Consider the following 26756-nt stretch of genomic DNA (forward strand, 5'->3'; position numbering starts at 1 on the left):
CGCTCTTACGTGTCAGGGTCGTTCTCGGCGTTCCTGGCCCGCTGGATCGTCTCGGCGAGGGTCTTGATCCGCCGCAGCCGGGCGTCCCAGAGCTCGCCGACGGCGTTCAGCTGGGCGACAGCGCGGGCCAGCTGCGCCTCGTCCACGTGGTAGCGCTTCTCCCGGCCGGACGGTGCGGAGCGGACCAGCCCGACCCGGTCGAGCACGGTCAGGTGCTTGGTGACGGCCTGTCGGGTGATCGGCAGGTGGGCGCTGAGGGTGGTCGCGGTGCCCTGGCCGTCGCTCAGCAGCAGGTCGATCATCCGGCGCCGGGTCGGGTCGCCGATCGCGGACCAGAGCTCGTCGTCGACGGCGGCGCTCGTCGCGCCGCCCGCGGCGCTGCTCATCGCGCGGCCGCGAGCCGGGCGGCGGAGGCGGCCAGCCGCGCCAGGTAGAAGTCCCAGCCCTGCCGGTGGTCGTTGTAGTGCGCCTCCAGTACGGCGGCCTCCCAGCCCCGCTCCCGGTAGCCGGTCTCGCGGAAGCGGACCAAGGTCCCCTCCCCCGCCGGGACCAGCTCGAAGGTGACCAGCAGCGAGTTGCCCGGACCGGCGGTCCCGCCCTCGTCGTAGGTCCAGCGGAAGGAGAACGTGCGCGGCGGGTCCGCCTCGACGACGGTGAACGGCGCGGTCTGCCGCCGACCGGTGTCCCGGTCGGTCCAGGTGAGGCTGCCGGTCGCACCGGCCTCCGCTTCGAACGCCGTCTCGGCGCTCCACCAGTCCCGGATGTGCTCGGGAGTGCTGAGCACCTCGAACACCACCTCGGGCGAGGCGTCGATGTGCAGTTCGCGCTCGATGCTGCCGTACTCCATGCCCGTCTCCGACCTCTCGCAACGTTCGGTTGCGTATCACGGTAGTCCGGCCCCACCCGATGCGCAACCAGACGTTGCACTTACGGGCGGGGCCGGGACGGGGACGCGATGGCTGGGACGGGGACGCGACGGCCGCGGGGCCGGTCAGGAAGGGCGCGGGTCAGCCGTACGGCGCGTCTGCGCCCGGCTGCCGACCGCGAGGGCGAGCGCGAGCACGATCAGGGCCGCCGCGACGGCGAAGGTCACCCGCATCCCGGTGGCGACCGCGCCGGGCGCGGCCGTGGTGACGTCCCGCGCGTCCGAGGCGAACGCGAAGACCGCCCCCATCACCGACGCCCCGGTGATCAGGCCGAGGTTGCGCGACAGGTTGAGCATGCCGGAGACGACACCGCGCCGGTCGGGATCGACGTCCGCCATGACGGCGGTGTTGTTGGCGGTCTGGAACACCGCGTAGCCCGCCGTGGCCAGCCCGATCGGCACCAGGTAGCCGGCGATCCCGAGGGTCGGGGGCAGGGCCGCGAGCAGGAGCGAGCCCACCGCCGTCCCGGCCAGCCCGGCCACCGTCATCCGGGCGGCCCCGAAGCGGTCGACGACCCGGCCGGCCGGCACGCCGGTCAGCGCCGCGACCAGCGGGCCGACCGACAGGGCGAGGCCGACCACGGCCTGTCCGAGCCCGAGCGCACGGGCGAGGTAGAACGGCCCGACCACCAGCGTGGCCATCATCACCGTCGAGACCAGCGCGCTGGTGGCGAGGCTCGCGCCGAGCGCCGGGTCACGCAGGGCCGCCGGCCGGATCAACGGGGACGCGGCCCTCGCCTCGGTGCGGACGAACGCGCCGACCCCGGCGGCGGCCGCCAGCAGCAGCGCCAGGTTGAGCGGACCGAAGGAGCCGCGCCCGATCGTCATCGCCAGCGCGTAGGCCGCCAGGGTCAGCGCGAGCAGGAGCGTGCCCGCCCGGTCGAGGCGGGCCCGGCCGGCCACCGGCCGCGGCCGGTCGGCGGGCAGGTGACGGTACGCCAGCAGCAGGGCGACGGCGCCGAGCGGCGCGGTGACGAGGAAGACCGCCCCCCAGCCGAACCCCCAGATCAGCAGGCCGCCCAGGGACGGGCCGAGTGCGGTGCCGATCGCGGAGGTGGTACCGAGCAGGCCCATCGCGTTCCCGGTCCGCGCCTTCGGGACGATCTCCCCGACGAACGCCATGGTCAGGGCCATCATCACGGCCGCCCCCACGCCCTGGGCCGCCCGGGCGGCGACCAGCAGCCAGAGCGCGGGGGCGAGGCCGCACAGCACCGACGCCGCCGTGAACAGCGCGAGGCCGGCCAGCAGCAGGCGTCGGCGGCCGATCAGGTCGCCGAGCCGTCCGACGCTGACGATCAGTGTGGTGACCGCCAGCAGATAGGCGAGGACGATCCACTGGACGTCCTGGAAGGACGCGGTGAACACCCGCGCCAGGGCGGGCAGGCCGACGTTGGCGATGCTGGTGCCGAGCGAGGACAGCAGCATCGACAGCGAGAGGCCGGCCAGCGCCCGGCGCGCGGACGGTGTCCCCGGGGTGGATCGGGCCGCTGCCGGAACCGGTCCGGCCGTGAGGGGCTTCAACGGGTGGTCCGTTCTGTGAGGACGGGCGAGGGGTGGGTGACGGACGGACGGATGGGCGGGCGCAGGGCGGGCGAGCGGGTAGGCGGCGGGCCGGGTCAGCGGCTCGGGCGCACGCCGGTGAAGACCGTGACGGCGGACAGCAGGAAGGCGTCGGGGCGCAGCAGGATGCCCTCCGGTGCCGCCGGGTCGATCAGCACGTCGAGCGTCCCGAGGTCCTCGGCGTCCAGCAGCTCGTCCGCCGCGCCGCGCAGCCGGGTCAGGTGGCCGATCAGGTACTCCCGGGCCGGGCCGTCGAGCGGGGCCGGAAGGTCCACCAGGGTGCTGAAGCTCCCGACGTCGGCGAGTCCGGCGTTGCGCAGCATCGCCGGCCAGTCCTCGACCACGGCGACGCTGCCGGGCAGCTCGGCCCGCATCCGGTCGTACCAGTGCTCCTGGGCGGCGTCGAGCCGGGCCTGGAGACCGGGCCGGCCGATGCCGATGTCGCGCGGGAGGTAGCGCATCGGCAGGCCGCCCTCCGCGACGGCGAGCAGGCCGCCGGGCCGCAGCAGTCGGGTGAGCGCGCCCAGCGTGGCCTGCTGGTCGCCGAGGTGGTGGACGGCGCGGCTGCTCCAGAGCAGGTCGGCCGTGCCCGTTCCCGCGGCGTCGGAGTCGGAGTGGGATCCGGATTCGGCGTCGGTCAGGCCGGCCGGCAGTTCGGCGTGCCGGACGGCGACCCGGCCGGCCAGGCCGAGCCGCTCGGCCCGCGCCAGTGCCCGGTCCAGCAGGCCGGGCGCGCCGTCCAGGGCGACGGCCTCGGCGCCGGGGAAGGTCTCGGCCAGGACGCAGGTCATCACGCCCGGGCCGCTGCCGATGTCGAGGATCCGCCGGACCTCCCGGTCCGGGCCGAGCCGGTCCCGCAGCCGGGCCGCCGCCTGGTGCAGGGCCGGGAGCTGGAGTTCGGCGTTGCGCTCCAGGTGGGCGGCCATCACCTCCCAGTCGATCTCGGTGCTGCCGTGGTCGTGTCCGTGGCCGTTGCCCTGCGCCGGTGCCCCGTGCGGGGCCGGGCCGCCGTCGTGCTGTCCGTGCTGGTGCTGTCCGTGCCCCTGCTGTCCGTGCTGGTGCCGACTGTGCTGCTGCTGGCTGTGCTCGCGATGGGTGCTCATGTCGGGAGGGTGCACCCGGGTCCGGTCCCGCGGCAATTCTTGTTGCCAATCCTGGGACGGCGGGGGTGGAATGTCCGCATGGACGAACCCGAGCAGTACCGCACGGTCCTCGACGAGGTCGGCCCGCGGCTCAAGGCACTGCGCGCCAAGCGCGGCCTCACCCTGGCCGGGCTCTCGGAGACCACCGGCATCTCCAAGAGCACGCTCTCCCGGCTGGAGTCCGGGCAGCGCCGTCCCAGCCTGGAGTTGCTGCTGCCGCTCGCCGGCGCCTACCGGGTGCCGCTGGACGACCTGGTCGGCGCGCCGGAGGTGGGTGACCCGCGGGTCCGGCTGACCCCGCGCACCCTGCCGAACGGCGGGTCGGTCGTCCCGCTGTCCCGCGGCGCCGGGCCCCTCCAGGCGTACAAGATGGTCATCGCCGACCGGGGTTCCGAGCCGGACCTGCGGTCCCACGAGGGCTACGAGTGGCTGTACGTGCTCGACGGCAGGCTGCGGCTGGTCATCGCCGAGCACGACCTGGTGCTCGGCCCGGGCGAGGCCGCGGAGTTCGACACCCGGGTGCCGCACTGGTTCAGCAGTGCGGACGGGCGCCCGGTGGAGGTGCTCAGCCTGTTCGGGCGGCAGGGCGAGCGGATGCACGTCCGCGCCAGGCCCCGCAGCCGGGACGCGGGCGGCGGTCCGGCGGCGGCCGGCGGTCCGCGGTGAGCGCCGTGCCGCTCCGGCGCCGGAGCGGCGGCGGGCGGACGGCGTTGGGGCCCGCCGTCCGGACTCCGTAGGCTTGCCCCCGTAGGTGCGGGTCCGGGCGTGCGGCCCGGGCCGCGGGCGGACGACGGAGGTCCCAGGTGACGCAGGCCGAGCCGCCCGGCGGCAGCCCGGACGGCCGTACCGAGCGGGGGCGGCAGACCCGCGAGCGGATCGCGGACGCGATGCTCGCGCTGCTGGAGGAGGGGCGGACCCGGTTCCCCGCCGACCGGGTGGCCGAGCGGGCCGGGGTGTCGCGGCGGCTGCTGTTCCACCACTTCGCCGACCTGGCGGAGCTCACCGATCTCGCCGTGCAGCGGCGCCTGGACCGGCTGATGGCCGAGGTCCGGCCGCTGCCGGTGTCCGGGCCGCGGGCGCAGCGGGTGGCGGCGCTGGCCGAGCAGCGGTCCCGGATCCTGGAGGGGCTGACACCGACCCGGCTGGCGGTCCTACGGCTGGAGAGCCCGTCGCCGCGGGTGGAGGCGGTGATCCGGCAGGTGCTGGAGTTCGCCCGGCTGCGGCTCGCGGAGGTCTTCGCCGAGGAGTTGGCCGGGCTGCCCGAGGAGGCGCGGACCGACCTGCTCAACGGGCTGGACGCGGTCACCACGTGGAGCGCCTGGCACCACTGGCGCTGCGCCGGCCTGGACGTGGCGCGGGCCCGGCGCACCATGGAGGTGACCGTGCTCGCCCTGCTCGCGGCCGCCGGGAGCACCGGGACCGCCGGGGACTGACCCGCCGGGGACTGACCCGCCCGGGAGCCGGCCTGTCCCGGGGCCGGTCCGCCCGAAGGGTGCGGGCCGGTCCCCAGGAGGGCCGGAGCGGTGCTCAGATCCGGGCCGGGCCGACCGAGAACGCCCGGATCCGGAGGTCCGAGTTGTCGGCCCGGACGCCCACGCCGCCGGGCGCGGTGATCCGCTCCCCGCCCTGGTCCTTGACGTCGAGCAGGACCCGGCCGTCGACGGCCAGCCGCAGCCGGACCGCGCCGGTCAGGGTGTCGGCGACGCTCGCCTCCACGCTGTGCCAGCTGCCGTACTCCATGGCGTGCTTGGCTTCGGCGATGGTCTCGTAGCTGCCTTCGGCGTCGGCGGCGCCGTGTTCGTCAGGGGTCTTGCGCTTGACCACCACGACGCCGTCGCGGCGGCGGAAGCTCAGCGCGTACAGCTCCTGCGGGCTGCGGTAGCGCAGCCACAGGTGTCCGCCGTCCCAGTCCTGCGCGGGGGTGCGGGAGGTGGTGACGGGCGGTTCCAGCAGGACCTCGGCGCGGACCGTGCAGTCGGCGAAGTCCCGGCGGCGGGTGACCAGCCGGAAGACGGCGGAGTCGGTGTGCCGGGCGGAGGCCGGGTCGGGGCTCTGCCCGTCCGGGGTGCCGGTCCACAGGGCGCCGCCGTCGGCGAACAGCGAGCCGCTGGTGACCACCCAGTCCGGGTCGGGGTGGGCGTCGGGGGCGTCCGGGTGCCGGAAGGCGTACTCGTTGGTGAGCAGGCCGTCGTGGGGCAGCGGCCGGGCGGTGAACGGGCGCAGCGGTTCGGGCGCGGAGTCGGCGCCGAACACGACGGCGGCGACCGCCGCCGCCCCGCCGAGCAGCAGCGCTCGGCGGGGGACGGCGGTGTCGTCCGCCTGGTGGGGGGTGGCGGGGACGGTCATTTCACCTCGGCCGGGGTCACCTTGAGGTTGCGGACGGTGGGCCAGGCGTGCCGGGTGACGTCCCGGTAGGCGGAGTAGGCGACGCCGCCGGTCTCGCCCTTGGCCGGGAGCATCAGGTGCACCGCGTCGTCGACGGTGATCCAGGTGGCCTCGGCGCCGACGGTGATGGTGACGTCGTGGTGGTCGGCGTCGGCGAGTGTCTTGGTGGCGACCACCTTGCGGTTGTCGGCGCTGCCGGACAGCACCTTGACCCCTCGGCGGCTGACCTCGACGCTGACCGCCTGCGAGCTGCCGACCCGGGCCCACAGTGCCCCGCTGACCTGCGGGGTGTTCAGCCGGGCGACGGTGCCGCGCACGGTGTAGCGGGTCCAGGAGGCGGTGCGCAGCTGCTCGTACGCGGCGTAGTCGGACAGGGCGAGGCCCTGCGGGGACAGGCCGTCGCCGCCGACCTTCATGCTGGAGGACTCGCCGGGTGCGAACGCCCAGCTGGCGGCGGGGTCGAGCAGGACGGCCCTGGCGATGTCGAGCTGGCTGGGGCCGGCGGTGGCGCCGGTGGCGGCGGTCTGCTTGACGGCGACCTTGGAGAAGGCGGGCCACTTGCCGCCGGCTCCGTTGCGGACGTTGAGCGCGATGCCGCCGGTGGCGTTGCCGCCGACGGCGGTGCCGGTGGCGGTGAGCTCGGTGCGGCCGTCGACGGTGAACCGGGTGGTGGTGCCGGTGACGGTGGCCTCCACGGTGTGGGTGGCGGCCGGGACCAGGGGCTTGCTGGCGAGCTGTTCGCGCTTGTCACCGGTGCCGCGGTAGAGCACGGCGGTGTTGCGGCTGACGCTGACCGAGATCGGCTCCAGGCTGCCGACCCGGGCGGTCATGCCGACGTTGGTGTTGTCGGCGAGGTCGGTGACGGTCGCGGTGGCGGTGTAGTCGGTCCAGTCGGCGGAGGCCATCGGCAGGTAGTCGGCGGAGACGTAGGTCGCGCCGGCGGGGTAGGGGCCGGCGCCGGTCAGGACGCCGGTGCCGGTGTCGTTGCTGCCGTCGCTGCGGGTCCACTGCTCGGGGTGGTCGAGGGCGGCGTCGGCGACCGGCGGGACCAGGGTCCAGCGGGCGACGTCGGCGACCAGGTCCTTGGCGGTGGTGTGCTGGTAGACCTCCAGGCGCTGGACCTGGCGGGCGGCGGCGGCGCGGCGGCCGGCCGGCAGCGGGCGGCGGCTGACGTCGGTGAGGGTGGCGGCGAAGGTCTTCTCCAGCAGGGACTGGAGGGACGGTCCGGGCACCGGAAGGTTGCCGCGCTCGCTCATCTCGGAGAACGGGTAGGCGAACATCTGCGGCTTGGGCAGGTCGTGGTCGGCGAAGTCCTGGACCGAGCGGGCGAGGTCGGTGCCGATCCGGGTGACGTACTCGTCCGAGGTCTCGTCGCGCTTCTGGTCGGGCAGCCACAGCCGGTTGGCCAGTGCGGACGCCTCGGTGCCCTTGTCGTCGACGACGCCGCGCCAGTGCAGGTCGTGGGTGTGGTCCTGGAAGTCCCAGCGGCCGGAGGAGGCCATCCGGGAGATCTCGTCCCAGGACAGGTAGTACGGCCGGTTCTTGCCGACCTTGCCGGTGATCAGGTACGAGGCGGCGTGCATGTGGTGGCGCGCCAGGATCCGGTCGGCGTAGACCCACAGGCCGTTGGTGCCGTCGTCGAAGGTGATGTAGACCGAGCGCGGCGGGGCGGGGCCGCCCTTGAGGTAGTCGACGAACTCGTCGGTGGTCAGGGTGCGGTAGCCGGCCGTCTCCAGGGCGCTGAGCTGCTGGTCGAAGGCGTCGGGGGTGACGATGTACTGGCTGTCGCTCTTCGGGCTGATGTCGTGGTAGGTCAGCACCACGGGCGCGGCGGTGTCGGGCAGTGCGGCGGCGCCGGTCTGCCAGGCCGCCTGTTCGGCCTTGGACAGCCGTACCGGGTCGGCGAGCGCGGCCTGCGGGGTGACGTCGCGGCGGAAGACGTAGTACTTCCAGCCGGCGTAGAACGGCAGCGCGAGCACGGTGAGCGCGACGGCGGCGAGCGCCAGCCGGGCCACCCAGTGCGTCAGGCCGCGGCGGCGGGGGGCGGTGGACGGATCGGTCACAGCAGGCTCCCTCGGGAGAGCACGATCGCGTAGACGGCGACCACGGTGGCGGTGGCGAGCACCGCGGCGATCGCGCGCAGCAGGGTGCGTAGGGCAGATGTCACGTCGCGCTCCTGGACCAGACGCCGCGTCGGATGGTGAGCAGGGAGTAGGGCAGCAGCCAGGCGAGCAGCACCGAGGAGAGCAGGCTCATCACCGGGCGGTAGCGCCAGCGGGGGTCGCCGGGGTTGTCGACCTTGAACGCCAGGCCCCAGACGGAGCCCTTGAGGATGACGCCGCACAGGTAGAGCATGGTCAGGAAGGCGGCGCCGTGGATCGGGGCCCAGAGCAGGTGGCGGAAGGCCATCACGGGGGCGGCGACCACCCACAGGGCGTGGCCGTAGTAGAGCAGGGCGGGGCCGAGGCCCCGGCGCCACATGAAGGTGCCGGTGAAGCAGAGGTTGCGGATGAAGCTCTTCTTCCAGCGGATCTGCTGCTTCATGAACGGCCGGAACCGGGCCGGCACGTTGGTCCACACCCGGGCGGACTCGACGTAGCCGATCCGCCACTGGCGCTCGGGGTAGTCCTGCTCGGTGACGAACGGCGAGTCGGCGTACTGGCGCTTGAGCGACTTGCCCTTCCACTTCTGGCCGAGCACGTAGCCGGTCAGCTGGCGGTCGGTGGCGAAGCGGAACGGCGCGCCGAGGAAGCGGTCGCCGGCCCAGGCCGGGAGGTAGTTGTAGATGGCGTCGCGGCGGAAGACCGCCAGCGGGCCGGAGACGCAGGTGACCGAGCCGAAGGTGGACTCGGCGGCCTTGGCGACCCGGAACTGGCCCTCGTACCAGACGTCCTGGGCCTTGGTGAAGATCGAGACCGGGGCGTTCAGGGCGCGGCAGTGGCCGCTGACGGCGCCGAGTTCGGGGTGGCGGACCAGGGCGTCGACGCAGCGGCGCAGCGCGTCGGGGGCGAGGATGCAGTCGGAGTCGGTGAAGGCGATGACGTCGCCGTCGGCGATCTCGCAGGCGCGGACCAGGGCGTGCTTCTTGCCGAGGTTCTTCTCCAGGTAGAGCACGGTGATGCCGAGTTCGTGCTCCAGGCGGCGCAGGACGTCGCGGGTGCCGTCCTCGGAGAGGTCGTCGACCACGATGATCTGCAGGTCGGGGTACTGGGAGTCGGCCATCGAGCGGACGCAGTCCTCGATGCACTCCTCCTCGTCCTTGACCGCGAGCAGGAAGCTCACCCGCGGCAGCGGGGGCAGCGCGGGGAAGTCCTCCAGCCGGCGCGGGCGCTTGCGCAGGACGCGCACCGACGGGTCGTCGTACTTGCTGTAGGCGATGTACAGCATGGCGATGGTGCCGGCGAGCACCACGAAGCCGTAGCCGAGCACCAGGGGGCTCTGCGGCAGCCGGGGTGCCTCGCGGGCGAGGATCAGCAGCAGCGGCAGGATGCACAGCAGGGTCAGCACGCGGCGGACGCCGTGGCGCAGTGCCGGGTCCATCCGGTCCATGGCGCGGCCGAGCGGGCCGGGGCGGCGTTCGCGGGCGCGGACGCCGGGGGGCAGCTGGGGCAGCAGCCGCTCGGCGCGGCCGGCGGGTGCGCCGGGGGCGGGGGCCTGCGGCTGGTCGGGGCGGTCGGCGAGCAGGACCCCGGTGGGGGCGGCCCGGTGCTCGGCGGCCGGGTGTCCGGTGGGGTGTCCGGTGGGCTGCTGCTGGAACGGGGGCCGGTCGAAGGGGTGCTCGTCGAAGGGGTGCGACGGCGTCCGGTCGTCCCCGTCCTGCCAGGAGGACGGCGGCCGGGTCACAGGACCGCCTTCGTGGGGAGGCCGGTGAGGCGGTAGGTGGCGTCCAGCACGCTCTGCTGCCCGGTCAGCCAGGTCAGGTCGGCGCCGGGGTGGACGGTGTGGACGACGACCAGGTCCCAGTCGTGGGCGGCCGGTTCGGCGACGCTCTGCTGCACCTTGCCGTGCAGGTGGGCCTCGGGGACCAGCGGGTCGGTGTAGGAGACCTGCGCGCCGAGGTCGGCGAGCTCCTCCAGGATCTCCAGGGCCGGGGACTCGCGGACGTCGGCGACGCCGGGCTTGTACGCGATGCCGCACAGCAGCACCCGGGCGCCTGCCAGCGGGCGGCCGCGTTCGGCGAGCAGTTCCCGTACCCGGTGGACGACCTGGCGCGGGCGGCCGGCGATGGCGGTCATCGCGGTGTCGACCAGCGGTGAGGATATGCGCAGCTTGCGCAGCTGCCAGAGCAGGTAGTGCGGGTCGCAGGGGATGCAGTGGCCGCCGACGCCCGGGCCGGGGTAGAAGGGCATGAAGCCGTACGGCTTGCTGGCCGCGGCCTCGATGATCTCCAGGGGGTCCAGGCCCAGGCCGCGGCAGTTGTCGGCGAACTCGTTGGCGAGTGCGATGTTGACGGCGCGGAAGGTGTTCTCGAAGAGCTTGGTCATCTCGGCGGCCTCGGCCGAGCCGACCCGGTGCACCGAGGGGGCGGTGCGGGCGAGCACCTCGGCGGCCAGTTCGGTGCAGCGCTCGGTGACGCCGCCGGCCACCCGGGGGGTGCTGTCCTGGGCGTGGTGGGCGTTGCCGGGGTCGATCCGCTCCGGGGAGAACGCCACGTGGATGTCCTGGCCGGCCCGCAGGCCGCGCGCGGCGAGCGGCTCGACCAGCAGTTCGCGGGTGGTGCCGACGTACGTGGTGGAGGTCAGCATCAGCAGCTGGCCGGGGACCGCGTGGGCCACCACGGCGGTGCAGGCGCCGGCGAGTGCGCGCAGGTCGGGGACCAGGTGGGGGTCGACCGGGGTCGGTACGCAGACCATCACGGTGTCGGCGGCGGCGATGGCGGCCGGGTCGGCGGTGAGTTCCAGGCCGGTGCCGTCGAGGGTCTCGGCGAGGCGGGTGCGGTCGGCGGGGAGCAGGTCGACGTCCTGGCGGCGGATCGCGTCCAGGCGGTCGGTGCTGACGTCGAGGCCGATCACCCGGCAGCCGGAGGCGACCAGCGCGAGCGCGGTGGGCAGGCCGACGTAGCCGAGGCCGACGACGGCGACCGTCGGTGCCTGCGGGCCGGCCGCGGCCGATCCGAGCGGGGCGTGGCCGGGCGCCGCGGCAGCGGTGTCCGGCCCCGGGGACAGGGACGACAAGGAGGTCATCGATGCTCCGTACGCGATCCGGACCGCGGCCTGCTGTGGCGTGGACGGTCCGGCGTGGTGGACGAGCGCGGCCGGGGGCCGGCCGGTCGCCGCGCCCCCTGTGCGTTCGTGATGTCTGCTGCGTCCGCACGGGAGCGGGTGTGGGCCACCCCCCTGCGGCAACCGAAGAAATATGTGGCGCGGAAGCGGGCCGACGCAAATTGCGCCAGGGCCTGTGAATGGCCGATTTTCCGGCCTGGCTGACCATCATTTCCGGCCTGCGGATGGACATTTACCGATGAGTAGCAGGTCGCACAAGAGTTCCCCGAGAGGGAAACCGTGACCGCAACGTGATCATCCGGCCATCCGCGGGCCATCCGCCCCTGACGCGACGTCCACGAATGACCCGTGCGGCACCGGATCACCGGGGCGACGATGTCCGATCTGCGGCGATTCCGGCCGGGCGGCCACCCCGGCGGACCCCAGCAGGGCCGCCCCGGGCGGTTTTTGACATCTTGCACCGCAAGTGCAAGTGTGACGATTGCACCATGAGTGCAACAGTCCGGGCCTGCACCGGCGCGGAATTCCGCGCGCTCGCGGCACCCCCGACGGCACTTCAGGAAGTGGCCGCGCCCCGGCCATTTGCCGGACACCGGGACGACCGGCCGCACGCGATCGGCCGGCCTCGCGCGGCCGATGGGCGGACCCTCGGCGGCCGAACCCGCCGGGCGGCGAACTTAGCCTACCCTTACCTGACGCCCGGCCGGTTGTCGGGCTCCTGCGCCAGCAGCTGGACCACCCGCACGAACAGCTCCGGGTCCTTCACCACGATGTCGTCCAGCAGGGCCGGACCCGGCCCGCCGTCACCGAGCAGGACCGCCGACAGCAGGTGCGCCCGGATCTCCCCGGCTCCGCGCAGCCCCGGATCGATCGTCAGGGTCCCGCCCGCGTGCCGGGCGCCCGGCCGCGGCCCGGGGTGCGAGCCGCTCCGGGCGAGTTCCCGCCGGATCCCCAGCGCCTCCTTGGCCGGTGCCGCGGCCTCCGCCCGCCGGCCGGTGACGAACCGGCACACCGCCGTCAGGTAGAGGCAGGCGGCCAGCCGGGCGGAGGTGGCGGGCTGCCGCGGAGCCCCCCGGCCCGCGTCCACCGCCTCCTCCAGGACCGGCAGCGCCTGCGGGTGCCGGCCCGCCGCGACCAGTTCCGCGCCGAGGCGGTGCAGGATCCGGGCGAGGTCCCGCAGGTGCTCCTGCCCGTGGCGGGCGGCGTACGGCCGGACCAGTTCGGCGGCCTCCCCGTACGCCCGGATCGCCGCCTCCGCCCTCCCGCCCGCCGCCAGCTCCACCGCGAGCCCCTCCAGGCTGCGCCCGACCTCGATCCGGTACGCCTCGGGGTGCACCGCGGCGAGCCGCTGGTACAGGCCGAAGGCCTCATCGGTGGCGGTCAGCGCGGGCCCGCGCCGGCCGAGCGCGGACTGCACCGTACCGAGCGACTGGAGCGACCGGGCCAGCCCCGGAAGCGCGGCGTCCGAACCGGCCGCGGCCTCCTCCCGGCCCAGCGCGACCGCCTCCTCCAGCGCCGTCAGCGCCTCCTCGTGGCGCCCGAGGTCGTGGTGGACCGCGCCGAGGCCGTTCAGCGCGGTGGCCAGGTCCGGCCGGAACGCGGCCGGGTTGGTGCGCACCAGCCGCCGCAGGATCGCCACCGACTCCTCGGTGCCGGAGCGGACCAGCGCCAGCAGCTCCCCGCGGTCGGCCGGCGCGAGGGCGTCGATCAGCGACCTGGCGGCCGTGTTGAAGTTCTGCAGCGCCAGGGCGAGGTCGGGCAGGTGCCGGGCCGGCCGCTGCTGGGCGAGGCGGCGGCGGATCTCCACCGACTCGTAGGCCGGTGTCAGCGCCTCGCGGTGGCGGCCGAGTTCCATGAGCTTGCCCGCCAGGCCGTTCAGCGCCCGGGCGTGGGCCGGCAGCCAGGCCTCCGGGTCGGCCGCGGCGAGCTGCCGGAGGATCTCGGCGGCCTCCCGGGCAGGGGCGAGCGCCTCCTCCGGGCGCCCCAGCAGCGCGAGGTGCGAGCCGAGGTTGCCGAGAGCCGTGGCCAGCTGCGCCCGCCGGCGGTCGGTCGGCCCGCCGGCGGCGGGCCGCCGGTACAGCTCGACCGCCTCCGCGGTGGCCGCCAGCGCCTCCTGGCGCCGGCCCACGGCGGCCAGCCCGACGCCGAGTTCCAGCAGCGCCACCGCCAGCGGGGCCGGGTCGGCCCCGGTAGGGCCGGCGAGGCCGCGGTGGATCCGCACCGCCTCCTGCACCGCCGCCAGGGCCTGCTCCCGGCGGCCCGCGTTGGACAGCCGCAGGCCCAGGGTGAGCAGGAGCTCCGCCCGCCGGGCCGGATCCGCGGTGGCGGCCAGCCGCCGCTCGGTGACGCGTTCGGCGACGGCGGCGATGCCGACGTCCAGGTCGACCTGCCGTTCGAGGCCGGCCCAGTACTCGGGCAGCACGTGCAGGACCTCCAGCAGCGACGGCGGAACTCCCTCCAGCCCCGCGAGGGCGGCCAGCGCCGCGCTGCCGCCGTCGAAGGCGATCCTCGGGTCCCGGCCGATCAGCGGGTGCAGGACCTGCTCGCCGAGGTGCGGCCAGCGGTCGGCGGCCGCGGCCAGCATGGTGACCATCCGGGGCGCGAGGACCGGCCGCAGGCCGTCATCGCCCAGCAGCAGGCCCGGCACGGCGGTGGTCCACGGGTCGGGCTCGTAGGACGCGACCTGGTGGCCCGGGGTGAGCAGGCCGAGGAAGTCCTCGGCCAGCCGGTCGGGGTAGAGCGGTTCCAGGACCTGGCCGCGGTCGGCGGACGGGTAGCAGAACCGGTGGTCCAGCAGCAGGTCCTCCGGGTGGCCGGGCAGGTCCAGCCTGCGCAGCACCGCGGCGCCGGTGCCGTGGCCGACGGCTCCGGTCAGCGCCGCCACGAAGACCGTCCTCGCCATCACGCTCGGCCGGGTGCGGTAGTCCTGGCCCTCCCGCTGGGCGTCGGCCAGCTGCTGCCAGGCCAGGTACTCCCGGTCCAGCAGGTACGCCGACAGCTCGTGCGGCGCGGCGGGCGCCCGGCGGCCCCGGGCGGCCGCGTCGACCGCCGCCAGCGCGGCCATGTGGACGGTCAGCACCAGGCCGAAGTCCGGCTGGTCCAGCGGGCCGGGCGGGCCGATCCGGGCGGCGCCGGGCAGGTCGTACAGGTCCGGGCCTGCGAACCGGTCCCGGGCCGCCTCGAACACCGCCAGCCGGTCCCCGGCCGGGGACGACAGCAGGTGGTCCCCGGCCGCCGCGCCGCGTGCGTCCAACTCCGCGCGCAGCGCCGCGTACCAGCGCACCGTCCGGCCCACCAGCAGCACCCGCACCGGGCCGGACGGGCGCAGCGCCGGGTCGGCCAGCAGCCGGAGCAGCTCGCTGTGCGCCCAGCGGTCCGCGTAGTCCACCACCAGCAGGGTGCCGGTGCCGGCCGCGGCGGGCGCCGGAACGGCCGGCGGGACCAGGCCGGGGGCGGGGGCGGCACCGAGCCGGGCCTGCAGGACCCGCCAGCTGCGCCCGCCGGGTGATCCGCCGCGCCTGGTCAGCTCCGCGAACTCGGCGGCCAGCCGGGTCTTGCCCTGCCCGCCCGGTGCGTGCAGCAGCAGGACGGACAGCCCGGCTCCGCCGGTGTCGCGCCAGTCGGCGAGCTGTCCGAGCTCGGCGTCCCGGCCGGAGAACGCCACCACCCGCCGGCGGGCGTCGAGCAGCCGGCTGGGCTGCGCCATCAGCCAGCCGAGGTCGGAGGTGTCGGGCGGCGGGAACTCCTCGACGAGGTGGCGCCGCGCGCCGTAGTGGTGGTGGAAGGCCACCGAGCCGGCCTGCACCACCGTGTTGGCCGTGCCCTCGAAGTGGTTCTGCGTCATTCCCGCCCCCCGGCGAACGCCTCGCGCCCGCCGGCGCGCTTCGTGTCCTGCCCATCCGGTCCTGTCTATCCGACGCCGGACGGCGCTGTCCCGGATACGGCGGGGATGCCCGGCCCGGGCGGCGGCCCCCGGGCGGGAGTTCGCCGGCCGTTCAACCGCCGTTCGGCCCCGCCGCCCCGGGCGCGTGCGGTCCGGGGCGGCGACAGCGCCGGGCAGGCCTAGCGGCCCGGCGGGATGATGCCCGTCAGCCAGGTGAAGGCCGGGACGACCAGGGGCTTCCAGGTCGAGGTCAGGTGCGGGCCGGTGGTCTCCACCATGGTGACGGTGGTCGGGTTCTTCGCCGCGCGCTGGAGGGCGGTCGCGTCGGCGAGGCCGTCGTCCTTGCGGCCGGTCAGGTAGAGCGCGACGTCCGGCGGGGCGGCGGCGTGGGTGAGCAGGTTGAGGGGGTTGGCGCTCTCGCGGAGCTTGGGGTCCTTGGCGGTCAGTGAGGCGGGTTCCTGGCCGGGGTCGTTGTAGCCGGACATGCTGATCGCGGCGCGGTAGCGGTTGGGGTGGGCGAGGGCGAGGCGGGTGGCGCAGTGGGCGCCCGCCGAGTAACCGGCCAGCGCCCAGCGGTCCGGCGTGGTGTCGGCCCGGAAGTTGTCGGTGACCATCTGCGGGACGTCGCGCGACAGCCAGGTCTCGGCGTTGACCTTGCCGGGGACGTCGGCGCAGCCGGAGTCGGTGTTCGGGCCGAGCAGGGTGACCCGGGGGGCGACCAGGATGAACGGGGTCACCTGGCCGGACTTCATCAGCGGGCCGAGCTGGTTGCTGACGTCCATCGCCCCGAACCAGGCGCTGGCGCTGCCGGGGAAGCCCGCCAGCAGCTCGACCACCGGGAACTTCTTGTCCTTGTAGGCCGGGTCGTCGTACTGCGGCGGTGTCCAGACCAGGACCTCGCCGTCGACGCCGGAGAGCCGGCCCTTGAGGTCGGTCTGCTTGACGGAGCGCGGGACGGCGTCGGAGTCGGCGGGCCGGAAGGCCTGGACCACCTTGGGTCCGGGGGCGCCTGCGCCGTCGTCCTTCGGCGGGTCGGGCACGGCGCGGACGTGGCTGGCGGTGCCCAGCAGGTCGCCCCAGCTGTCGTACAGCAGGTTGGCGTTGTTGACCAGGACGAAGACCATCGCGACGGCGGTGAACTGGCAGAACAGGATGGTGCCCAGGTAGCCGGCCGCCTGGAGCGGTCCGCGGCGCGGCTCCCGTTGCCGCGGGTTGCGCCGGCGCGCTCCGGCGTTTCTCCACTGCGCCATCGCCAACGCGATGGAGGCCACGAACAGGACGATCGTGAGGATGAGGAACGGGGTACCTGTCAGTGTCATCGCGCGCTTTACCTGGATCCTGTGCTGCCCGGACGGGTTTGCCCGGCACGCTCTTGGACTGCATGAACGCGCGTTCGGTTGCTCCTTCCTGGGAGAAAGCTGAGAGTTTGCCGAACGTTGCCGAACTCTTGACGGAGCGCCACCCGCCCACCGGCGACCCCCGGCCGCCGCCCGCCCCGGCGGCGCCGGCCGCGCCGGTTACCACCTTCCGGCGGGTCTTCGACAGGATGGGCCCATGACCGAGATTCACACCCCCCGCCTCCTGCTGCGCCGCTGGCAGGACACCGACCTCGCCGTGATGGCGGAGATCAACGCCGATCCGGAGGTGATGCGCTGGATCCGCGACGGCTCGGTGCTCGACCTGGAGCAGACCGCGGAGGCGATCGAGCGCTGGGAGGAGGAGTGGGACGAGGAGGGTTTCGGCCTGTTCGCCGTCGAGCTGCTGGCCTCGGGCGAGCTGGCCGGGTTCACCGGGCTGTCCGTTCCCGACTTCCTGCCCGAGGTGCTGCCCGCCGTGGAGATCGGCTGGCGGCTCGGCCGCCCGTACTGGGGTCAGGGGTACGCCTCCGAGGCGGCGCACGCGGTCCTGGAGTTCGCCCTGGAGGACCGGGGCCTGGACCGGGTGATCAGCATCGCCCGGATCGGCAACACCGCCTCCGAGAACGTCATGCGCAAGCTCGGCATGGAGCCGGAGCGCGAGCTCACCGACCCGCGGTACGGGCATCCGCTGCGGATCCACGCGATCGACCTGACCGAGTACGCCTGACGGGCCGCCGGCGCGCCCCGCGCCCGCGGCCACTCCCCCGGCCGGTCGCCGCTGCGGCCGGCCGTCGGCATGTCGACTTCCGTACCGGGTGGGGTGATTGGCGGCAGTTGGGCGGGTGTGCCCGGGGTGCGCCCGGTGCCGGGAGGGGCGGAGGGAGGGTGCGGGCAGGGATCGGGGCGGCGAGTTCTGTCGGGATGGTTGACCTTGTTGAAGTGGTCATGGCAGTTTCGTGCGGCGTGGGTGTCGGCGACCTGCCGCACGCCCGCATTCCCCCACAAGGAGAGCCATGTTCAAGAGACTTGTCGCCGCCTTCGGTGCGGGCGCGGTCATCGCGGGTGTGCTGACCTTCGCCGCCTCCCCCGCGCAGGCCGTCCAGGCCGGCGACCTGACCGCCACCATCGCGCTGAGCAACTGCTCGGCGACGCTGGTGCGTTACCCCTCCTCGGTCGACACCGACCGGGCGCTCATGCTCACCAACGGGCACTGCCTGCCGACCATGCCCAGCGCCGGCCAGGTGATCCAGAACGTCAGCGCCAGCCGCAGCGGCACCCTGCTCGGCCCGTCCGGCTCCTCGCTCGGCACCGTGCAGGCGGACAAGGTGCTCTACGCGACCATGACCGGCACCGATGTGGCGCTGTACCAGCTGACCGACACCTACGCGTCGATCACCAGCAAGTACAGCACCACCGCGCTGACCATCAGCGACACCCACCCGGTCGACGGCTCGTCGATGTTCATACCCTCCTCGTACTGGAAGCAGGTGTGGACCTGCTCCGTCAACGGGTTCGTCCCCACCCTGCGCGAGGACCAGTGGACCTGGCACGACTCGATCCGCTACAACACCGGCTGCAACACCACCCACGGCACCTCGGGCTCCCCGATCGTGGACGCCGGCACCAAGCGGGTCGTCGGCATCAACAACACGGGCAACGACGACGGCGAGATGTGCACGCTGAACAACCCGTGCGAGGTGGCGGCCGACGGCACCACCACGGTGACCAAGGGGCAGAGCTACGGTGAGGAGACCTACTGGTTCACCACCTGCCTCGGCGCCGGCCGCGCCATCGACCTCACCGTCAGCGGCTGCCTGCTCACCAAGCCGGCCGGCACCGCGGTGTCGGTGACCAACCCGGGCAGCCAGACCACCGTGCTGAACGGTTCGGCGAACCTGCAGATCGCGGCCTCCGGCGGCACCGCCCCGCTGACCTACTCCGCCACCGGCCTGCCCACCGGCCTGTCGATCAACGCCTCCACCGGCAAGATCACCGGCACCGCCACCGCGGCCGGCAGCTACAACGTCACCGTGACCGCCAAGGACGCCGCCAACAAGACCGGCTCCGCCGCCTTCACCTGGACCGTCACCACCACCGGCGGCAACTGCACCCCGGCCCAGCTGCTCGGCAACGCCGGCTTCGAGACCGGCTCCGCCGCGCCGTGGACCACCACCAGCGGCGTGGTCGACAACAGCGCCTCCCAGGCCGCCCACTCCGGCTCCTGGAAGGCCTGGCTGAACGGCTACGGCTCCGCCCACACGGACTCCGCCGCCCAGACGGTGACCATCCCGACGGGCTGCAAGGCCACCCTCAGCTACTGGCTGCACGTCGACACGGCGGAGACCTCCACCACCACCGCCTACGACAAGCTGACGGTGACCGTCAACGGCACCACCGTCGCCTCGTACTCGAACCTCAACAAGGGCACCGGGTACGCGCAGAAGACCGTCGACCTGTCGGCCTACGCCGGCCAGGCCGTCACGGTGAAGTTCAACGGCGTCGAGGACTCCTCGCTGCAGACCAGCTTCGTGATCGACGACACCGCGATCCAGACCAGCTGACGCCTGCTCGGCCGCCCGCGCCCGCCGACCGCGGGCGCGGGTACGGGCCGCCCGGACCGCTCCGGGCGGCCCGTCGCCCGCTCTGCCCCGGCCGCGTCCCGGGCCCGCTACCCGGCCTGCCCGGCGGCCCGGCGGCGGCTGCGCCGCACCACGACCGCCGTCCCCGCACCGGCCAGCAGCACCCCCGCGGCGCCGAGCGCCGTACCCCAGCCCGCCCCTGCGCCGTCCGCCGCGACCGGCGCGGCGGCCGGGATCCCGGCCGGCGGCGCCGGGGCGGCGACGGCGGACCCGGTGGCGGAGGCCGTCGCCGACGCGCTCGCCGGCACCGCCGGCATCGCCGGCTCCGCGGCCGGGGAGGCCGTCGGCCCGGCGGACGACGACGCAGGAGCGGCCGTCGGGGTCGCCTCGGGCGCCGCCGGACCGCCGCGGGCCGCCGACGGCGTGGCCGCGGCGCTCCGCCTCGCCGTCGGCGTCGGCGTGGCGGCCGCCCGCCCGGTCGGCGCCGCGGCGCCACCGCTGCCGCCCTGCATCTGGACGGACCCCAGGCCCACCGAGCCGATCAGCAGGTAGCACGGCGCGGGGGTGTCGAAGTAGACGTTCGGGTGGTAGGTCACCAGCGGGCCGTCGGCGGGCACCGTGACCGACAGCTCCAGGCGGTGCTCACCCGCCGTCAGCGCGGGCAGCGCCGAGCCGGAGCCCGTCCAGTACCCGTCGCCCACCGGGCCCCGGTCCTGACCCAGCGCCACACCGTGCCAGCCGCCGCCGTCCACCCGCCAGGAGGCCTGGGGCGCGGCCGCCCCGGCGGGCGCCGAGGAGATCTGGACCCGGACCGTCGTCCCCGCCGGCACCTGGTCGGTGGTACGGAAGGACGCGGACACCACACCCGCGTGGCCGCGCTGGGCGTTGACCGAGTCCCGGCCGCCCCCACCGGTGATGGTCCCGCTCCCCTGGCAGCCGCCGACCGGGGTGTCGGCGTGGGCGGCGGGGACCACGGGGGCCGCACAGCACAGCGTGGCGGTGGCGGCGAGCAGGGCGGCAACCCGGAACCGGGACAAGGTACTCCTCAGATCCGCAGGCCATCGGGCCGACGGTTGGTACGAACGGTCGAGCGGCATGGTAGCGAGGCCGCCCGGCGGGCCGCCGCCCGGGCCCGTCGTCCCGTCAGCCGGCGCCCGGGCCCTCCTCGGGGCTGTGCCGGCGCCGGAGCGCGTCGGCCAGCGTCAGCAGCACCAGCAGGTTGGGCAGCCCGACCGCCGGGACGGTCAGCCACACCTTCGGGTCGCCGCGGCGGTGGATGTTCATCCGGCCCTGCTTCAGCTCGATCTTCCCGAGCTCCCGCCAGCCGAGCCGCCGGCTGCCCTTCCCGAGACCGCCCGCGTTGATGTCGATCACCCCGCCGAACGCGAGCAGTTCACCGGCCTCCAGCCGGGCCGCGTCCTGCGGTGCCCGCACCCGGGTGAACGCCTCGGTCACGCCCTCGGCGAACTCCAGCACCCCGGCGTACGCGTTGTCGACGACGATCAGCCGGCCGGCCCGCGGCGCCACCAGCAGCTGGTACTTCATGTAACTGCCGATCTGCTGCACCACCTTGACGTCGTGCCGGGCCACCCACGTGATCTCGTCCCAGTGGTGGACCTCCGGCTCGGCGCCCGTGACCAGCCGGACCAGGCCGTGCTGGTGCCAGGCCACCCAGGTCTTGGTCCCGTTGCGGCGCAGCAGCAGCCAGGCCGCGGTGGCCAGCGCCAGCGTCGAGACCACCAGCATCGGCAGCCCGAAGTACCAGGTGCCGTCCTTGCGCTGGTTCTCGGCGGCGATCTGGACACCGAGGACGAACGTCCACGCGCCGACGGCACCCATCAGGACGACCAGCAGCCAGGGCCGCCGCTTGGGGTCGTTCTCCACCAGCATCTGCCGGGTGCCGAGCCCGTGCTCCTGCGCTGCGGCGGCTATCGCTTCCGTCATCCGGGGTCCCCCTTCGGTGTGCGGACCGGTGAGGCCGGCCAGGCACCCGATTATGGTCGTGCGCACCGGAGTTCGTCACTGTTACGGCTGATCGGCGGGGCGGCCGGGGGCGCGCACGATCGGGTGAGCGGCGGCCGGTTGATGACCCGTCGTCAGTGGCCGGGGCTACCGTCCCTGCCATGAACGACATCACCTTTCCACCCGGGCCGGCCGCCGGCGCCCTCGACCCGGCCGTCACCCGTGCCCACCGCCCGTGCCCGGACCAGGGCCCGCATCCGGCGCTGGACGGCTCGCCGGTCGGCCTGGTCTCCGAAGCCCTGTGGGCGGCCCTCGCCGCGATGGCGGACGGCCTGGACCCGGCCGCCGCGGCGGCGGACCCGGCCGGCACCGCCTGCGACGTGCTGCGCCTGATCGTCGCCGCGGCCGAGGACACCGCCGAGCCGGGCGAGCGGCCCGGTCTGCTGTACGTCACCCCGTCGGTGGCCGAACTGGGCCGCCGCCCGGTCTGGTTGCTGCGCTCCGGCCCGCACGGGACGGTCCTGGCGGGCTTTCCGAGCGACCTGTGAACGCCCGGTGGGGCGGCCAAGGGGCCTCGGGTCAGCCGCAGTGGCCCCAGCCACTGGTCCAGCTGGCGCCCTGGTACGAACCGCCCCACTGGACACAGGTGTTGGCGGCGTGCGCGGTGACCGGGCCGGCGTAGTAGGTGAAGCTTCCCGGGTTGGCCGCCGTGGAGCCGCCCTTGACCGTCAGGGTGGCGTTCATCGCGACCGGACCGCCGGGGGTGGTGGCGATCGTGGTGACGCAGTTGTTGCCGTTGCCGGCGTTGTACAGCAGGTAGACGGTGGCGCCGCCGAGCGGGTGCTGGTCCACCACGCCGTAGCCGGCGCCGCACACCTGGGCCGGGCTGTACGCCTTGCCGGGGGTCGCGGGCGTCGTCTGCGGCGCGGCCGGGCCGGTGGCGGGGGTGGTGGCCGGCGGGCGCGGCGCGGCGGAGGTGCCGGCGGGCGGGGCCCCGGTGCCCGGTGCGGCAGGCTTGGCGGTGGTGGCCGTGGTCCCGGCGGCCGGCGCGGCGCCGGTCGCGGGCGTGGCGCCCGGCTCGGTGGCGGTGGGGCTCTCCGCGGCCGGCGTGCCCGCGGTGGGCGTACCCGCGGTGGGCATGGCGCTGCCGTCGGTGATCGCCGAGGGGTCGGCCGTGCCGTCGGTACGGCTGTCGGCGGGTGCGGCCGAGCCGGCACCGGCGGCGCTCGGGGATCCGTTCCTCGGGCCGGCGACGTGGATCGCCGTGGCGACGCCGCCCCCCACGACGGCGACGGCGAGCACGCCCGCCACGGTCAGCCGGACCTGCTTGCGCCGCCGCAGCTCACGCTCGTGACGCTCCGCCAGCCCCTGCCAGTCGGGCTCCGGCACCCCGGTCACCAGTGGTTCGCCGCTGTGGGCCGATTCCATCCCCCGTGCATCCGTCATAGGCCGACATCCTAGAACACCCGTCCGGCCGACCTGCGCCGGTGCGTGGCGGGCCGGGTGGGGATCCGGTGCGGATCGGGGGCGGCCCGCCTCTGGACAGCCGGGCCGCCGTGCCCCACGCTTCACATCCATGACCTCACCCACCGGGCCCCTGGCCGCGATCCGCGACGACCTGCTCCGCGCGGTCGACGAGGTGGCCGCGGAGACGGCCGCCCTGCTGCGCGGCTGTCCCGACCCCGATCTGCCGATCCCCGGCGCCGAGTGGACGGTCGGGCAGGCCGCGGCCCACCTGGCGCTGGCCAACGAGCTGATGGCCGAGCTGGGCGCGGGCGCCGAACGCCCGTACGGCGACGGCACCCCGGGCAGTCTCGCCGCCGCCAACGAGGCCTCCCTCGCCGCCTACCCCGAACGCGACCCGGCCGCGCTGGCCGACGCCATCGTCCGGCACGCCCGGGCCTTCACCGACGCCGCGGGGCCGCGCGCCGCCTCGGAGCCGGTCCTCACCCCCCTGGGCCCGATGGACCTCGGCACCCTCGGCTCGTACCTGCTGACCCACATGCTCGGGCACGCGTACGACATCGCCGTCGCGCTGCGGCGGCCGCACCCGGTCGACCGTCACCGTGTCGCGCTGACCCTGCCGTTCCTGCGCACCGCCATGCCCAGGGTGGTGGACGACCGGGCGGCGGCGGGCCACACCGCCTGCTACGACCTGCGGGTCCGCGGCGGCGGCGGGTTCGCGGTCACCTTCACGGACGGCGTGGCGGTGGTGACCGACGGCCCGCCGCCACGGGCCGACTGCACGATCCTGGCCGACCCGGTGGCGTTCTTCCTGCTCGCCCTCGGCCGGGTCGGCCCGGTCGAGGTCCTGCTCCGCGGCAAGATCCTCGCCTGGGGCCGCCGCCCGTGGCTCGCCCCGGGCTTCCCCGGCCTCTTCACGGCCCCGTAGCACCGGGCCGTCAACAGCCCGGCCGGTCCGGGGGCTACCCTCCCAGCGCGCCGTCCCCCTGCCGGACCGCGTCCACCAGGCCGGCGACCAGCCGCGCCCGCTCGGCCAGGTGGTCGATCAGCAGGTACTCGTGGTCGGCGTGGGCGCCGCCTCCCACCGCGCCGAGGCCGTCGAGGGTCGGCACCCCCAGGGCGGCGGTGAAGTTGCCGTCACTGCCGCCGCCGACCGCCCGGCCCTCGATGCCGGGCAGCAGCCGCGCCGCCACCGCGAAGAGCCCGGCCGAGGCCGACTCCGGCATCGGGGGCCGGCCGACCGATCCCTCGACGGTGAGCCCGGCCCCGTCGAGGTGCGGGGCCAGGGCGGCGAACGCGGACTCTATCCGGTCCTGCTCGGCGGCCGACTCGACCCGGACGTCGACGACCACGGTCGCCGCCGCCGGGACGACGTTGTCCAGCGTGCCCGCGGATGCGACGGTCGGGGTGACGGTGGTGCCGAGGTCGGGCCGGCCGAGGGCGGCGACGGCCAGGACCTGGTGGGCCGCCTCGACCAGGGCGTTGACCCCGGCCTCGGGTTCCAGTCCGGCGTGCGAGGCCCGGCCCGTGACGGTGATCGTGAAGGTGCCGCAGCCCTTGCGGGCGGTCTTCAGCCCGCCGCCGTCGGCGGCCCCCTCGACCACGAGGACGGCTCCGCAGGCGCGGGCCCGTTCCTCGATGAGGGACCGGGAGGAGGCCGAACCGACCTCCTCGTCGGCGGTGACCAGGATCTCGACGCCGCTCCGGTCCGCCAGGGCCGCGACGCCGTGGACGGCCTGCACCAGGCCGCCGAGCATGTCGAAGACGCCGGGGCCGGTCGCCCGCCCGTCCGCGACCGTGAACGGGCGCCGCCGCAGGGTGCCGAGCGGGAAGACCGTGTCGTGGTGACCGAGGATCAGCACCCGGGGTTCACCCCCGCCGGACCAGTGGACGTGGGGCCCGGCCCCGCGGTCGATCAGCCGGGCACGTCCGCCGAGGCGGGCTTCGACGAGGTCGGCGACCGTCTTCGCCGACACCGCGAGGGCCTCGAGGTCGCGCGAGGGCGACTCCACCTCGACCAGGGTGCGCAGGTCCTCGATCATCGCGTCCACGCTCACCGGGCCGGTCCTGGTCGTCGTCATGGCGACAGCCTAGCCACTCCCCGCACCTCGATGATCTTGAGGGGCGAACGGACGGAACCGGTCCGGCGGGGACCGGTCAGACCGGGCCGGCCGCGCGGGTCAGCCCGAGGTCGTAGGCGAAGATCACGGCCTGCACCCGGTCCCGGGCGCCGACCTTGGCGAGGACCCGGCCGACGTGGGTCTTGACGGTGGACTCGGCCAGCACCAGCCGCTGCGCGATCTCGCCGTTGGTCCAGCCCTGCGCGACGGCGACCAGGATCTCGCGCTCCCGCTCGGTGAGGGCGGCCAGCCGGGGGTCGCCGGACGGGCCGTCCCCGGGCCCGCGGACCGGGAGGTGGTGGGCGTAGGCGTCGAGCAGCCGCCGGGTCAGCCCGGGGGCGATCACGGCGTCGCCGGAGGCCACCGCGCGGATCCCGGCCAGCAGCTCCTCCGGCAGCGCGTCCTTCAGCAGGAAGCCGCTGGCCCCGGCCCGCAGCGCCGCGTGCGCGTACTCGTCCATGTCGAAGGTGGTCAGCACCAGGACCCGCGAGCGGCCGCCGGCGGCGACGATCCGGCGGGTCGCCTCGATGCCGTCCATGCCGGGCATCCGGACGTCCATCAGCACCACGTCCGGGCTGAGTTCGGCGGCCCGCCGGACCGCCTCGGCGCCGTGGGCGGCCTCCCCGGCCACGGAGGTCCCGGCGGTGCTCTCCAGCAGCATCCGGAAGCCGAACCGCTGGAGCGGCTGGTCGTCGACGATGAGCACGGTGGTCACGTGGTACGGCTCTCCGGGGCTGGGGGCGGGTTGAGGTTGAGGACGGCCTCGACGGTCCAGCCGCCGCCCGGGGCCGGTCCGGCGGTGACCGTCCCGTCGAACAGGGCGGCGCGTTCGCTTATCCCGGACAGCCCCTGGCCGCCGTCGCCGGGCGGCGCGGCCCGCGGGCCGTCGGCCCGCCGCCCGCTGTCCTGGACCCGGATGCGGACCACCGTCTCCTCGACCGTCAGGTGGACCTCGGCGCTGGTCCGGGATCCGGCGTGCTTGAGGGTGTTGGTGAGCGCTTCCTGGACGATACGGTAGACGGTCAGCTGCGCGGCCGGGTCCAGCGACTCGGGGACGCCCACCGTCCGGTACAGCACCCGCGGCCCGGCGGACCGGATCCGCTCGCACAGCCCCTCGAGGTCGGCGACGCCGGGCTGCGGCCGCAGGCCGGGGCCGTCCTGGCGGTCCCGCAGGACGCCCAGCATCCGGCGCATCTCCCCGAGCGCCTGCCGGCCCGTCCCGGCGATCAGTTCGAGCGCCTGCCGGCCGCGCTGCGGGTTGGCCTCCGCGGCGTGCGCCCCGCCGTCGGCGAGGCCGATGATGACCGACAGGTTGTGGCCGATGATGTCGTGCATCTCGCGGGCGACCCGGGCCCGTTCGGCGGCGGCGGCCAGTTCGGTCCGCTGGTCGCGTTCGATCTCCAGCCGGATCGCGCGTTCGCGCAGCGCCGCCAGGTGGGCCCGCCGGATCCGCAGCACCAGCCCGGTGGCGACGGACGCGGTGGCGGCACTGACCAGGAAGAACAGCGCGTCGCCGAAGAACACCGCGGTCGAGACCCGGAAGGCGACCACGCCGAGGGCCGCGGCCATCACCGCGCACGCCCACGGCAGGTGCCGCAGCCTGCCGTGCATGGCCAGGCTGTACAGGGCGATCAGCAGCGCCACGTCCGCGCGCAGCCAGACCATGACCGTCCACTGCGCCATGAAGACGGCCGCCACCACACCGAAGGTGGCGGACGGCGCCCGGCGGCGCCACCACAGCGGGACCACCAGCGCGGCCTGCAGCAGCAGGGTCCCGGCGGGCGGCAGGCGGACGGCGTGGATCCGCATCCCGCGCGGCCCGCCGGAGTGCACCAGGTCCGGGACGCAGAACAGCACGAACACCGCGATCACCACTGCGGTGTCCAGCAGCCACGGGCGGTCCGCGTCGAGCAGGCGCAGCCGCTGCCCGGCGCGGGCCGCGTGGGCGACCAGCGGGTGCCCGCCGAGCGCGTCCAGGCCCGCCGGCGGGAGGCCCACCCCGGGCGGGTACGACCGCGGCAGCGGTGCGGGCGTACCCGCCCGGGCGGTGTCGTCGATGGTCACAGCGGTGGTCCGTCCGTCGGGGGCGGGACCGGTGGCCGGCGGCCTCGAGTTAGAGACCCACCACCCGCCCCCCTCACAAGGAAGGTCCTCAG

21 protein-coding genes and 2 pseudogenes are annotated in these 26756 nt (G+C 75.1%); 7 read left to right on the forward strand and 16 right to left on the reverse strand.

All coding sequences use genetic code 11. The features are described from left to right. Window positions 1-5 precede the first annotated feature (5 nt). The 4 genes from AC2TEW_RS23200 to AC2TEW_RS23215 all read right to left on the reverse strand — a co-directional run bounded on the left by AC2TEW_RS23200 (window position 6) and on the right by AC2TEW_RS23215 (window position 3588). The gene (locus AC2TEW_RS23200; RefSeq protein ID WP_484625260.1) at window positions 6-386 is read right to left on the reverse strand and encodes an ArsR/SmtB family transcription factor; all 381 of its coding nucleotides are present in this window, start codon (window positions 384-386) and stop codon (window positions 6-8) included. Beyond that, window positions 383-847, reverse strand: coding sequence for an SRPBCC domain-containing protein (locus AC2TEW_RS23205; protein WP_484625261.1), 465 nt, complete (start codon window positions 845-847; stop codon window positions 383-385). The genes AC2TEW_RS23200 and AC2TEW_RS23205 overlap by 4 nt, the downstream gene beginning before the upstream one ends. Window positions 848-991: 144 nt before the next feature. Beyond that, window positions 992-2446 carry an MFS transporter gene (locus AC2TEW_RS23210; protein ID WP_484625262.1) on the reverse strand — a complete coding sequence of 485 codons (1455 nt, stop codon included), beginning with the start codon at window positions 2444-2446 and terminating at the stop codon, window positions 992-994. Window positions 2447-2541: 95 nt separating this feature from the next. After that, entirely contained in the window at window positions 2542-3588 is a 1047-nt protein-coding gene (locus AC2TEW_RS23215; protein ID WP_484625263.1) for a class I SAM-dependent methyltransferase, read from the reverse strand. A gap of 78 nt (window positions 3589-3666) precedes the next feature. Here AC2TEW_RS23215 and AC2TEW_RS23220 point away from each other — a divergent pair, with 78 nt between their 5' ends. Beyond that, window positions 3667-4293: a helix-turn-helix domain-containing protein gene (locus AC2TEW_RS23220; protein ID WP_484625264.1), complete on the forward strand. Its 627-nt coding sequence runs from the start codon at window positions 3667-3669 to the stop codon at window positions 4291-4293. Window positions 4294-4430: 137 nt separating this feature from the next. Then, the gene (locus AC2TEW_RS23225) at window positions 4431-5060 is read left to right on the forward strand and encodes a TetR/AcrR family transcriptional regulator (RefSeq protein ID WP_484625265.1); all 630 of its coding nucleotides are present in this window, start codon (window positions 4431-4433) and stop codon (window positions 5058-5060) included. 94 nt (window positions 5061-5154) lie between these two features. Here the strand turns inward: AC2TEW_RS23225 and AC2TEW_RS23230 are convergent, their stop codons facing one another. The 6 genes from AC2TEW_RS23230 to AC2TEW_RS23255 form a co-directional block, all read right to left on the reverse strand. Then, window positions 5155-5973, reverse strand: coding sequence for a hypothetical protein (locus tag AC2TEW_RS23230; protein ID WP_484625266.1), 819 nt, complete (start codon window positions 5971-5973; stop codon window positions 5155-5157). Next, the gene (locus tag AC2TEW_RS23235) at window positions 5970-8075 is read right to left on the reverse strand and encodes a polysaccharide deacetylase family protein (protein ID WP_484625267.1); all 2106 of its coding nucleotides are present in this window, start codon (window positions 8073-8075) and stop codon (window positions 5970-5972) included. Before AC2TEW_RS23235 ends, AC2TEW_RS23230 begins: the two co-directional genes overlap by 4 nt. Before the next feature lie 100 nt (window positions 8076-8175). Next, window positions 8176-9561 carry a glycosyltransferase family 2 protein gene (locus tag AC2TEW_RS23240; RefSeq protein ID WP_233288887.1) on the reverse strand — a complete coding sequence of 462 codons (1386 nt, stop codon included), beginning with the start codon at window positions 9559-9561 and terminating at the stop codon, window positions 8176-8178. A 290-nt stretch (window positions 9562-9851) separates the two neighbouring features. Beyond that, the gene (locus tag AC2TEW_RS23245; protein ID WP_484625268.1) at window positions 9852-11195 is read right to left on the reverse strand and encodes a nucleotide sugar dehydrogenase; all 1344 of its coding nucleotides are present in this window, start codon (window positions 11193-11195) and stop codon (window positions 9852-9854) included. Between the two features lie 727 nt (window positions 11196-11922). Next, window positions 11923-15078, reverse strand: a complete 3156-nt coding sequence (locus AC2TEW_RS23250) for a tetratricopeptide repeat protein (RefSeq protein ID WP_484625269.1) — start codon at window positions 15076-15078, stop codon at window positions 11923-11925. A 218-nt stretch (window positions 15079-15296) separates the two neighbouring features. Continuing rightward, entirely contained in the window at window positions 15297-16436 is a 1140-nt protein-coding gene (locus tag AC2TEW_RS23255) for an alpha/beta hydrolase (RefSeq protein WP_484625270.1), read from the reverse strand. Window positions 16437-16671: 235 nt separating this feature from the next. Between AC2TEW_RS23255 and AC2TEW_RS23260 the strand changes: the two genes are divergently transcribed. The 3 genes and pseudogenes from AC2TEW_RS23260 to AC2TEW_RS23270 form a co-directional block, all read left to right on the forward strand. Beyond that, window positions 16672-17202: a GNAT family N-acetyltransferase gene (locus AC2TEW_RS23260; RefSeq protein WP_484625271.1), complete on the forward strand. Its 531-nt coding sequence runs from the start codon at window positions 16672-16674 to the stop codon at window positions 17200-17202. Between the two features lie 286 nt (window positions 17203-17488). Continuing rightward, window positions 17489-18106 (forward strand): annotated as a pseudogene (locus AC2TEW_RS23265) (trypsin-like peptidase domain-containing protein); the annotation flags it as partial. Between the two features lie 201 nt (window positions 18107-18307). Then, window positions 18308-19036: pseudogene (locus AC2TEW_RS23270) on the forward strand (putative Ig domain-containing protein); the annotation flags it as partial. A 107-nt stretch (window positions 19037-19143) separates the two neighbouring features. On the opposite strand, the gene AC2TEW_RS23275 reads toward AC2TEW_RS23270, so the two are convergent. Both AC2TEW_RS23275 and AC2TEW_RS23280 read right to left on the reverse strand, forming a co-directional pair. Then, window positions 19144-20091, reverse strand: a complete 948-nt coding sequence (locus tag AC2TEW_RS23275) for a hypothetical protein (RefSeq protein WP_484625272.1) — start codon at window positions 20089-20091, stop codon at window positions 19144-19146. Window positions 20092-20197: 106 nt separating this feature from the next. Then, on the reverse strand, window positions 20198-20998 hold the full coding sequence (locus tag AC2TEW_RS23280) for a DUF6585 family protein (RefSeq protein WP_484625273.1): 801 nt from the start codon (window positions 20996-20998) through the stop codon (window positions 20198-20200). 179 nt (window positions 20999-21177) lie between these two features. Here AC2TEW_RS23280 and AC2TEW_RS23285 point away from each other — a divergent pair, with 179 nt between their 5' ends. Further along, a complete protein-coding gene (locus tag AC2TEW_RS23285) occupies window positions 21178-21564 on the forward strand; it encodes a hypothetical protein (protein ID WP_484625274.1) in 387 nt (128 codons plus the stop codon). A 31-nt stretch (window positions 21565-21595) separates the two neighbouring features. Here the strand turns inward: AC2TEW_RS23285 and AC2TEW_RS23290 are convergent, their stop codons facing one another. Continuing rightward, a complete protein-coding gene (locus AC2TEW_RS23290; protein WP_484625275.1) occupies window positions 21596-22462 on the reverse strand; it encodes a hypothetical protein in 867 nt (288 codons plus the stop codon). 130 nt (window positions 22463-22592) lie between these two features. Between AC2TEW_RS23290 and AC2TEW_RS23295 the strand changes: the two genes are divergently transcribed. Further along, window positions 22593-23408 carry a maleylpyruvate isomerase family mycothiol-dependent enzyme gene (locus AC2TEW_RS23295; RefSeq protein ID WP_484625276.1) on the forward strand — a complete coding sequence of 272 codons (816 nt, stop codon included), beginning with the start codon at window positions 22593-22595 and terminating at the stop codon, window positions 23406-23408. A 34-nt stretch (window positions 23409-23442) separates the two neighbouring features. On the opposite strand, the gene AC2TEW_RS23300 is transcribed toward AC2TEW_RS23295, so the two are convergent. The 3 genes from AC2TEW_RS23300 to AC2TEW_RS23310 form a co-directional block, all read right to left on the reverse strand. After that, the gene (locus AC2TEW_RS23300; RefSeq protein ID WP_484625277.1) at window positions 23443-24561 is read right to left on the reverse strand and encodes a M20 family metallopeptidase; all 1119 of its coding nucleotides are present in this window, start codon (window positions 24559-24561) and stop codon (window positions 23443-23445) included. Between the two features lie 76 nt (window positions 24562-24637). After that, the gene (locus tag AC2TEW_RS23305; protein WP_484625278.1) at window positions 24638-25315 is read right to left on the reverse strand and encodes a response regulator; all 678 of its coding nucleotides are present in this window, start codon (window positions 25313-25315) and stop codon (window positions 24638-24640) included. Then, window positions 25312-26598 (reverse strand): sensor histidine kinase, encoded by a 1287-nt coding sequence (locus AC2TEW_RS23310; RefSeq protein WP_484625312.1) that lies wholly within the window; start codon window positions 26596-26598, stop codon window positions 25312-25314. Before AC2TEW_RS23310 ends, AC2TEW_RS23305 begins: the two co-directional genes overlap by 4 nt. Between the last annotated feature and the right edge of the window lie 158 nt (window positions 26599-26756).

It is taken from the genome of Kitasatospora sp. NEAU-CNBT7, from assembly GCF_057220535.1.

Excerpts from the sequence above, each read along its gene's own strand:
- AC2TEW_RS23220 (WP_484625264.1), top strand. The coding sequence starts at position 3,667 with ATGGACGAACCCGAGCAGTACCGCACGGTCCTCGACGAGGTCGGCCCG.
- AC2TEW_RS23295 (WP_484625276.1), top strand. The coding sequence starts at position 22,593 with ATGACCTCACCCACCGGGCCCCTGGCCGCGATCCGCGACGACCTGCTC.
- AC2TEW_RS23285 (WP_484625274.1), top strand. The coding sequence starts at position 21,178 with ATGAACGACATCACCTTTCCACCCGGGCCGGCCGCCGGCGCCCTCGAC.
- AC2TEW_RS23255 (WP_484625270.1), bottom strand. The coding sequence starts at position 16,436 with ATGACACTGACAGGTACCCCGTTCCTCATCCTCACGATCGTCCTGTTC.
- AC2TEW_RS23205 (WP_484625261.1), bottom strand. The coding sequence starts at position 847 with ATGGAGTACGGCAGCATCGAGCGCGAACTGCACATCGACGCCTCGCCC.
- AC2TEW_RS23260 (WP_484625271.1), top strand. The coding sequence starts at position 16,672 with ATGACCGAGATTCACACCCCCCGCCTCCTGCTGCGCCGCTGGCAGGAC.
- AC2TEW_RS23200 (WP_484625260.1), bottom strand. The coding sequence starts at position 386 with ATGAGCAGCGCCGCGGGCGGCGCGACGAGCGCCGCCGTCGACGACGAG.
- AC2TEW_RS23280 (WP_484625273.1), bottom strand. The coding sequence starts at position 20,998 with ATGACGGAAGCGATAGCCGCCGCAGCGCAGGAGCACGGGCTCGGCACC.
- AC2TEW_RS23240 (WP_233288887.1), bottom strand. The coding sequence starts at position 9,561 with ATGGACCGGATGGACCCGGCACTGCGCCACGGCGTCCGCCGCGTGCTG.
- AC2TEW_RS23300 (WP_484625277.1), bottom strand. The coding sequence starts at position 24,561 with ATGACGACGACCAGGACCGGCCCGGTGAGCGTGGACGCGATGATCGAG.
- AC2TEW_RS23250 (WP_484625269.1), bottom strand. The coding sequence starts at position 15,078 with ATGACGCAGAACCACTTCGAGGGCACGGCCAACACGGTGGTGCAGGCC.
- AC2TEW_RS23245 (WP_484625268.1), bottom strand. The coding sequence starts at position 11,195 with ATGACCTCCTTGTCGTCCCTGTCCCCGGGGCCGGACACCGCTGCCGCG.
- AC2TEW_RS23290 (WP_484625275.1), bottom strand. The coding sequence starts at position 22,462 with ATGACGGATGCACGGGGGATGGAATCGGCCCACAGCGGCGAACCACTG.
- AC2TEW_RS23230 (WP_484625266.1), bottom strand. The coding sequence starts at position 5,973 with ATGACCGTCCCCGCCACCCCCCACCAGGCGGACGACACCGCCGTCCCC.
- AC2TEW_RS23215 (WP_484625263.1), bottom strand. The coding sequence starts at position 3,588 with ATGAGCACCCATCGCGAGCACAGCCAGCAGCAGCACAGTCGGCACCAG.